This is a genomic window from Streptomyces sp. NPDC059037, from assembly GCF_042740015.1.
Taxonomy (GTDB): Bacteria; Actinomycetota; Actinomycetes; order Streptomycetales; family Streptomycetaceae; genus Streptomyces.
The window spans coordinates 1-8716 of the sequence record NZ_JBHYIG010000363.1 but is presented as its reverse complement, the minus strand read 5'-3'; the positions used below and the strand labels follow the sequence as shown (position 1 = coordinate 8716).

Here is an 8716-nt window from a genome sequence, read left to right as displayed (position 1 = left end):
GGCTGTCTCTCATACTCTCTTCCGCGCCCCCCCCCCCCCCCGCCCCGCCGCGTGCGGCCCCCGCGCCCGGGGGGGGGCCCCGGGGCCCGCCGGCCCCCCCCCACTCCCGTGTCGGTGACTCCTGTGTCCGACGCCGTCAGGCCTCGATGCTGTCCTTCGGAGTCTCGTCGGCCGCCTTCTCCGCGGCCTCCTTCTCCGTCTGCTTCTTGGTGGCCATGAGGCTGGTGATCGTCGTGATGACCAGGACACCGCAGATGACGCCGAGCGAGACCGGGATGGAGATCTCGGGGACGTGTACGCCGTTCTCGTGCAGGGCGTGCAGGACCAGCTTCACGCCGATGAAGCCCAGGATGACCGACAGGCCGTAGCTGAGGTGGACCAGCTTCTTGAGCAGTCCGCCGATGAGGAAGTACAGCTGTCGCAGACCCATCAGGGCGAAGGCGTTCGCCGTGAAGACGATGTACGGGTCCTGGGTGAGGCCGAAGATCGCGGGGATCGAGTCCATCGCGAAGAGCACATCGGTGGTGCCGATGGCGAGCATGACGATCATGAGGGGCGTCATGATCTTCTTGCCGTTCTTCTGGATGAACAGCTTGGTGCCGTGGTACTGGTCGGCGACGCCGAACTTCCGCTCGGCGGCCTTCAGGAGGCGGTTCTCCTCCCACTCCTCTTCGTCGTCCCCGGAGCGCGCCTCCTGGATGAGCTTCCAGGCGGTGTAGATCAGGAACGCGCCGAAGATGTAGAAGACCCAGGAGAAGTTGGCGATGACCGCGGCGCCGGCGGCGATGAAGATCGCTCGCAGGACGAGCGCGATCAGCACACCGAACAGCAGCACCCGCTGCTGGAGGTGGCTCGGCACCGAGAACTTCGCCATGATCAGGATGAAGACGAAGAGGTTGTCGACGCTGAGTGACTTCTCGGTGATGAAGCCCGCGAAGAACTCGCCGCCCGCCTGGCCACCGCCCCAGATCAGCAGGCCCACCCCGAAGAGCGCGGCCAGCACGATCCAGACGACCGTCCAGATTCCGGCTTCCTTGATCGATACGTCGTGCGGCTTGCGGCCGATGAAGAAGTCGACCGCGATCAGGGCACACAGACCAAGAATGGTCAGCACCCAAAGGGTCATTGAAACGTCCACTGCGCCTCCGGCGTCGTACGGCTACTGATCAGCGTCGTCGCTGCCGGAGGTCTCCTCCACCCGGGGCGGCTCACCGCTCCGCGGGCCGACGCCCCGGGACCGATGGCGGTCCGTATTGACGGGCACGTCGCGTTCGGGAGTACTCCCCTCCGCTGGAAGAAGAGTACGCGAAACACCAAGGATTGGTAAAGGAGACGGCAAATAAGAGCCAAAAGGCCAGGTCAGGCCGGTCAAGAAGTCGCTTTACCGTCAGTCAGCGGCCGCCTGTGCGGCGCCCCTGCCCCACCTGGTTCAGGACCTGCTGAACCACCTGGCTCCCGGGCGGCGCCATCGGCGGTTCGTACGTCCACGCGTGACCGACCCACGGGTCGGCGAGGTGGTCGTCCGCCACCGGCGTCAGGCGAAGGAGCGCGCGCCACAGGGGGTCGAGCAGCGGGCCGTACTCGGCGGCGTCCTCCCGGTCGGCGACCATCATCAGGTGCACGCCGACCGCCGGGCCCTCGTCCGCGAGGTAGCGGAGCTGGGTGACGGCGCGGTCGTCGAAGCCGTGCGGGAAGTCGTTGACGATCAGGAGCTGCTCGGCGGTGTCCAGGTCCGGCGGCAGCGCGTCGGCGGCGCCCGCGCGGACCGCCATCTGCACCAGGTCGACGCGCTGGGTGAGCTTGGCGAGCACGGCGGACACGCCTGCCGCGCCGGAGGCCGGGGGCTCGGCGAGCACGCCCGAGGTGACCAGCGGGGCGAGGGCACCGGCCGCCGTGCCCGCCGCGTCGATGACGTGCACCGAGAACTCGTTCGGCGGGTAGGCAGCGAGCAGCCGTGCGGCATGCGCGACCGCGCTGTCCATGGCGAGGCGGCGCAGCTGGTCGGCGTCGGCCAGGGAGTCCGTGCCGGACGAGCGGCCGCTGTCGATCCACAGGCCGCGCTCGAGCGGCAGCCGGACCAGCATGGGAATCCGCAGGTCGGGGCGCTCGGGCAGATGCAGGTCGCCCAGGCGCAGCGCCATGGGAATCTCCATGGGGACGCGGTAGCCGTGCCAGACGGGGCTGTCCCAGCCCGCGTACGGGGCGGGCAGGGCGGGCTCGACGACCTCGGACTCGGCGGCGAGCTGGCCCAGGTCGCGGTCGAGGGCGGCCCTCGCCTGGTCGACGAGGAGGCCGTGCTTGGCGCGGGCGGCCTCGCGCGCGGCGTCGCCCGTGTTGCCGATGCGGCTGCGGGGGTCGGAGAGGACCTTGTCGAGCTCCTGCTCCATGCGGGAATCGGCGAAGTCCACGGCGCTTCGGTACGCCGCCATCGTGCGGGCCAGGTCCTCGAACATGCCCCACACCTGGTTGTAGAGCCGCTCCTCCATGGACCAGCCGGTCGCGTCGCCCGCCACGGGCTGGGCGGGCCTGCCGGGCTCGGCCGGGGCCGCGGTCGGCGGGGGCGGGGGCGGTGTGGTCGTCTGGCGGCCGGGATGCGTGTAGTTGACGGGGCCGCCGCCCGTCGCGCCTGCGCCTGTCGCGCCTGCGCCCGCGTCGCCCGGCTGGTGCGTGGCCGGGTCGGGCCGGCCCGCGGCCGCGCCGTCCGGACCCGGCGATCCCGGACCGGGGGACGGCTGCCCCGTGGTCCGCACGCGCGCCTCGTCCGAGGGACGGGGCGGCGGCGCGGCGACCGAACGGGCCAGGCCCTGGGCCACCGCCTCGTTGATCGTGCCCGCCAGCTCGTGGGCCCCCGGCAGACCCTGGTCGGTGAGCATGTCGGCGAGGCCGCCCGCGTACCCCTGGCCGACGGCGCGCACCTTCCAGGCGTCCTGCCTGCGGTAGAGCTCAAGGGCGACGACGGCGGACTCGGCGTCCAGGTCGGTGATCGTGTAGCTGGCGACCTGGGAGCCGTCGAGTCCGGTGACGGCGACGAAGGGGGCGGCGAGCGCGCCGAAGCTGACCGGGCCCCCGACGCCCACGGGCAGCGCGAGCAGGACGTTGACCCGGTGCACGGCCTCCGGCACGGCGTCCAGGTCCACCGCGAGGCGATGCTCGGCGGCTGCCTGCTTGGGCACTTCGAGACCGGGCAGGGCGGGCGATCCCGGATGGGCCACCCAGTCCGTGCCGCGCACCTTGCCCTGCTCGTCGCTGAGCGTGACCCCGGCCACGATCGGCTTGCCGACCGAGACACGGATCTCCAGTCGGGTCCCGGGAAGCGGGTGGTTCTGCCCCCGGACCAGCTCGGCCGTCATCGCCTTCGTCCCCCTCGTGCCCTTGTGCGTACTGGTGCCGCGTACTGGAGCGGCGTACTCGTGCCGCGTGCTTACAGGTGCGGCAGGATCGACGGCATCAGGTCCTGGAACGTCCGGCCGTTGGCCGGGTTGCCGAGCGCCGTCATCTGCCAGCCCGCGCCCGCGCGGTGGACCTTCGCCATGATCTGCGCGGTGTACTGACCGCCGCCGTCCAGGGTGTAGCGGGCCAGCTCCTGGCCGTTGGTCTCGTCGACCAGGCGGCAGAACGCGTTCTGCACCTCCTGGAACGTCTGGCCGGTGAACGAGTTCACCGTGAAGACGATCTGGTCGATGTGGACCGGGATGCGCTGCAGGTCGACGAGGATCGCCTCGTCGTCCCCGCCCTGGCCGACACCGCCGACCAGGTTGTCACCCGTGTGCCGTACGGAACCGTCGTCGCTGACGAGGTGACGGAAGAACACGACGTCCACCGGCTGCTTGTCGGCGAAGAGCACCGCCGAGGCGTCCAGGTCGACCTCACGGGTGCGCGTGCCGAACAGGCCCCGCCTGGGGGCCGCTTGCCACCCAAGTCCCATGCGCACCGCGGTCAGGGCGCCCCCGTCGTCCTTCTGCAGGCTGATGGCCTGACCCTTGGTCATGTTGACCGTCACGCGCTGTCCCCTCTCGAACTGCCTGGGCAACCGCCAGTCTGTGCGGTTGCCCAGAACCCTACGCAGAGCCACTGACAGTGCCGCACCGTGGGCGGCACTTTGTGGCGTTCTTGCAACACACCAGCCAGTACGGCGTTTCCGGCGGGTCCCCTCTCCCCCCGGCGGCCGCGCTAGGCCTGCCCTGCCTCCTTCATCTGACGCAGCTCCTTCTTCATCTCCGACACCTCGTCACGCAGCCGGGCGGCGATCTCGAACTGCAGGTCGGCCGCGGCCGCTCGCATCCGCGCGGTCATCTCCTCGATCTGCTCGGCCAGTTCGGCCGCGGGACGGTCGGTGGGCACCTTCGCGGCGGCCTTGCCCTTGGCCGCCTTGCCCGCCTTCCCGTTGGCCCCGCCGAGCGCGGGCACGGGCGCCTTGGCGGCAGTTCCTGCGTCGGCTCCCTTCCCCTTGCGGTAGTCCGTGCCGAGCAGCTCCTCGGTGTCGACCTCCTCGCGCGCGATCGCCGACACGATGTCGTTGATCTTCTTGCGCAGCGGCTGCGGGTCGATGCCCTTTTCCTTGTTGTACGCGATCTGCTTCTCGCGGCGGCGGTTGGTCTCGTCGATGGCCTGCTCCATCGCCGGGGTGATCTTGTCCGCGTACATATGGACCTGGCCCGAGACGTTGCGCGCCGCGCGGCCGATGGTCTGGATCAGTGAGGTGCCGGAGCGCAGGAACCCCTGCTTGTCGGCGTCGAGGATCGCCACCAGGGAGACCTCGGGCAGGTCGAGGCCCTCGCGCAGGAGGTTGATGCCGACCAGGACGTCGTACTCACCGGCGCGCAGCTCGCGCAGGAGCTCGACGCGGCGCAGGGTGTCGACGTCGCTGTGCAGATAGCGGACCTGGATGCCCAGTTCGAGGAAGTAGTCGGTGAGGTCCTCGGCCATCTTCTTGGTGAGGGTGGTGACCAGGACCCGCTCGTCCTTCTCCGTACGGGAGCGGATCTCGTGCACCAGGTCGTCGATCTGCCCCTCGGTGGGCTTGACCACGACCTCCGGGTCGACGAGGCCGGTGGGGCGGATGATCTGCTCGACGAAGCCGTCGCCGCGCGAGAGTTCGTACTTGCCCGGGGTCGCCGAGAGGTAGACGGTCTGGCCGATGCGGCCGAGGAACTCCTCCCACTTCAGCGGGCGGTTGTCCAGCGCGGACGGCAGCCGGAAGCCGTGGTCCACCAGGGTCCGCTTGCGGGAGGCGTCGCCCTCGTACATGGCGCCGATCTGCGGGACCGTGACATGCGACTCGTCGATGACGAGGAGGAAGTCCTCGGGGAAGTAGTCGATGAGGGTGTTCGGCGCCGAGCCGGGCTCGCGGTCGTCGAAGTGCATCGAGTAGTTCTCGACGCCGGAGCAGGAGCCGATCTGGCGGAGCATCTCCAGGTCGTACGTCGTGCGCATGCGCAGGCGCTGAGCCTCCAGCATCTTGCCCTGCTTCTCCAGCTCGGTCAGACGCTCGGCGAGCTCCTTCTCGATGCCGTTGACCGCCTTCTCCATGCGCTCGGGACCCGCCACGTAGTGCGAGGCCGGGAAGACGTAGAGGTGGTCGTCGTCGCTGATGACCTCGCCGGTGAGGGGGTGCAGCGTGGAGAGCGCCTCGATCTCGTCGCCGAACATCTCGATGCGGACGGCCAGCTCTTCGTAGACCGGGAAGATCTCGATGGTGTCGCCGCGGACCCGGAAGGTGCCGCGGGCGAAGGCCACGTCGTTGCGCGTGTACTGGATGTCGACGAAGCGGCGCAGGAGCTGGTCGCGGTCGATCTCGTCGCCGACCTTGAGCGGGACCATCCGGTCCACGTACTCCTGCGGTGTGCCGAGGCCGTAGATGCAGGAGACGGAGGCGACCACGATCACGTCACGGCGGGTCAGGAGCGAGTTCGTCGCCGAGTGGCGCAGGCGCTCGACCTCCTCGTTGATCGAGGAGTCCTTCTCGATGTACGTGTCCGACTGAGGGACGTACGCCTCGGGCTGGTAGTAGTCGTAGTACGAGACGAAGTACTCGACCGCGTTGTTCGGCAGGAGCTCGCGGAACTCGTTGGCCAGCTGGGCGGCCAGCGTCTTGTTCGGCGCCATCACGAGCGTGGGGCGCTGGAGCTTCTCGATCATCCACGCGGTGGTGGCCGACTTGCCGGTGCCGGTCGCGCCGAGCAGGACGACGTCCTTCTCACCTGCGTTGATGCGCCGCTCCAGGTCGGCGATGGCCGCCGGCTGGTCGCCGCTTGGCGTGTAGTTGCTGACGACCTCGAAAGGCGCCACCGTGCGTTCGATCTTGGATACGGGCCGCATGGAACCCACCGTACGACCCCGCACTGACAACGGGGCCGGATCACCAGCTCTGCGGGGCCTTGGAGCCGGGGCGGGGCGGGGGCCTGCGGCCGGCCCGCGGGTCGTGCCGGTCGCCGGAGCGCGGGACGGGGTAGGGGGCGCGCGCCGCCTGTGCGGCGTTCTTGAGGTCTTCCTTGCCCATCACCATCAGCGGGTCGAACATCACGATCACGCCCGCGAGGAGCAGGAAGGCGAGCGGGCCGATCATCATGGGCGCGAGGAGTTCGGCGGGTGAGTCGCCGGTGGTCGGCGCGGCGGTCGAGCTGCCGTGCAGGTGGACGCTGAGCGCGGCCATTCCCGTGTAGTGCATCCCGCTGACGGCCAGGCCCATCACGAGGCTCGCGCCGAGGCTCCACAGGAAGCCTCTGACCTGAGCGGCAGCCCACAGGGCGGCGGTGGCGGCGACGACGGCGATGACGACGGAGGCGGAGACGGTGAGGGTGTTGTACTCCAGCGTTCCGCGCAGACGCATACCGGCCATTCCCAGGTAGTGCATCGAGGCGACACCCAGGCCGGTGATCGTCCCCCCGGTGAACAGTGCCGTCCCGGTCGCGCCGCGGTAGCCGACGATGAAGATCCCGATGCCGACCATGACGATGGCGACGGCGAGGCTCGCGAAGGTCAGCGCCTTGTCGTAGTGGATCGGGGCTTCCTTGACGGTGAAGCCCATCATCGCGACGAAATGCATGGTCCATATGCCGGACCCGATCGCGGCCGACCCGAGGGCGAGCCAGCCGGGTCGCCAGGAATGCGCGACAAGAAGCGATCTGGTGGTGCAGCGCAGTCCGAGCGCACCGCCCAGACAGGCCATGAGGTACGCCACTACGGGTGTGACCGCTCCGTAGCTGAAGCCGTCGACCGTGCCCTGCATTCGCGGTAGCCCTTCCGCCTGTAGTACCTGTTCGCCCGGGAAAAACCCCATCTGGCCCCAACCGACGGCCTACTGAGAGGCCGTGGGCTGCCGCAGAGAGTAAAGCTCACTCCGGAACGTACGAACGATTTTCCGGGAAAGAAACCCGGCTGTCTCCGTTCAACCTGTGGCCATCCTGCACCTGTCTCGCGTTGGCCGTGGACTGTCACTCTCATCCGGTCCGAGACCGCAATCGCGAGGAGTCACCGTTGTACGCACGCGCTGCCGCTGCCACCACCGCCGCTCTTCTTGGAGCCGGTGCACTCGCCCTCCCCTCCGCCACCGCTCAGGCCTCCGACCGGACTTCGACGCAGCCGTCCGCCCAGTCCTCCAGTGCGCACGACAGACCGCTGGTCGTCGCGCACCGGGGGGCTTCCGCCTACGCTCCGGAGAACACTCTTTCAGCCATCGACAAGGCGGCTGACATGGGGTTCCGTTGGGTCGAGAACGACGTCCAGCGCACCAAGGACGGCGAGCTCGTGATCATGCACGACGACACCCTGAAGCGGACGACGAACGTCGAGGAGCTCTTCCCCGACCGTGCGCCGTGGAAGGTCGCCGACTTCACCGCGGCGGAGATCGCCCGGCTGGACGCGGGCAGCTGGTTCAGCCCCAAGTACGCGGGGCAGCGGGTGCCGACGCTCAAGCAGTACATGAACCGGGTCTCGCGCAACCACCAGAAGCTCGTCTTCGAGTTCAAGAAGCCCGAGCTGTACCCGGGCATTGAGAAGCAGGGCCTCGAGGTGCTCCGCAAGGAGGGCTGGCTCGACCGGAACCACGTCGGCAGCAAGCTCGTCATCCAGAGCTTCAGCGCGGACAGCGTGAAGACGGTGCACGCGCTGCGGCCCGACATCAAGACGGGCTTCCTCGGGACGCCCGCCGTGGCCGATCTGCCCGCGTACGCGAAGTTCTCCGACCAGATCAACTCGACGCACGGCTCGATCTCCAACAGCTACGTCGCCGCGATCCACTCGCTCAAGGGGCCGCACGGCAAGCCCCTGGAGATCTTCACGTGGACCGTGAACGACGCGGCGGGCGCGCAGCGGGTGGCGGGCTTCGGGGTGGACGGCATCATCACGAACAAGCCGGACGTAGTGCGCAAGGCGATCTCCGAGTAGTCGAGTAGTCGAGTAGTGCCGGCCGACGGCGACGGGCGTTGTCAGTGCCCGGTCGTACGGTGGTCCACATGAACGCCAACGGGCAGGACACGCAGGGACAGGAAGGCCGGCAGCGGGTGGTGTGGGCCGTCGTCGCGAGCGACATCGGCCCCCTGCTGCTGGCCGCGACCGACGAGGGTCTGGTCACCGTCGTCTTCCACGCCACGGACGCGGTGCGCGACAAGGCGCTCGACCGGCTCGGCTCCCGACAGGGGTCCCGCCCGGTCGCGGGGCCCCGCACCCCCCACCCCGCCGCGCCCCAAACGCCCCACGCCGCCCACAACGCGGGCGC

Annotated in this window: 6 protein-coding genes and 1 pseudogene; 2 read left to right on the top strand and 5 right to left on the bottom strand. The window is 69.4% G+C overall.

The annotated features are described in order from the left end of the window. Positions 1 to 136 precede the first annotated feature (136 nt). From ACFWY6_RS41805 to ACFWY6_RS41785, 5 genes are all read right to left on the bottom strand, one after another. A complete protein-coding gene (locus ACFWY6_RS41805) occupies positions 137 to 1126 on the bottom strand; it encodes a TerC family protein (protein WP_266868229.1) in 990 nt (329 codons plus the stop codon). 265 nt (positions 1127 to 1391) lie between these two features. Further along, positions 1392 to 3350, bottom strand: coding sequence for a TerD family protein (locus ACFWY6_RS41800; RefSeq protein WP_384702037.1), 1959 nt, complete (start codon positions 3348 to 3350; stop codon positions 1392 to 1394). 71 nt (positions 3351 to 3421) lie between these two features. Further along, entirely contained in the window at positions 3422 to 4000 is a 579-nt protein-coding gene (locus ACFWY6_RS41795; RefSeq protein ID WP_360763553.1) for a TerD family protein, read from the bottom strand. 170 nt (positions 4001 to 4170) lie between these two features. Further along, a complete protein-coding gene (uvrB, locus tag ACFWY6_RS41790; protein WP_361820739.1) occupies positions 4171 to 6318 on the bottom strand; it encodes an excinuclease ABC subunit UvrB in 2148 nt (715 codons plus the stop codon). Between the two features lie 40 nt (positions 6319 to 6358). Continuing rightward, the gene (locus ACFWY6_RS41785) at positions 6359 to 7228 is read right to left on the bottom strand and encodes an MHYT domain-containing protein (protein WP_384702034.1); all 870 of its coding nucleotides are present in this window, start codon (positions 7226 to 7228) and stop codon (positions 6359 to 6361) included. Positions 7229 to 7476: 248 nt separating this feature from the next. Between ACFWY6_RS41785 and ACFWY6_RS41780 the strand changes: the two genes are divergently transcribed. Continuing rightward, a complete protein-coding gene (locus ACFWY6_RS41780) occupies positions 7477 to 8385 on the top strand; it encodes a glycerophosphodiester phosphodiesterase (RefSeq protein ID WP_384702031.1) in 909 nt (302 codons plus the stop codon). A 68-nt stretch (positions 8386 to 8453) separates the two neighbouring features. After that, positions 8454 to 8716, top strand: a pseudogene (locus ACFWY6_RS41775) (cysteine methyltransferase); the annotation flags it as partial.

What these genes read in the sequence shown, in the direction of transcription:
- ACFWY6_RS41805 (WP_266868229.1), bottom strand. Translation starts at nt 1,126, where the DNA reads ATGACCCTTTGGGTGCTGACCATTCTTGGTCTGTGTGCCCTGATCGCG.
- uvrB (WP_361820739.1), bottom strand. Translation starts at nt 6,318, where the DNA reads ATGCGGCCCGTATCCAAGATCGAACGCACGGTGGCGCCTTTCGAGGTC.
- ACFWY6_RS41800 (WP_384702037.1), bottom strand. Translation starts at nt 3,350, where the DNA reads ATGACGGCCGAGCTGGTCCGGGGGCAGAACCACCCGCTTCCCGGGACC.
- ACFWY6_RS41785 (WP_384702034.1), bottom strand. Translation starts at nt 7,228, where the DNA reads ATGCAGGGCACGGTCGACGGCTTCAGCTACGGAGCGGTCACACCCGTA.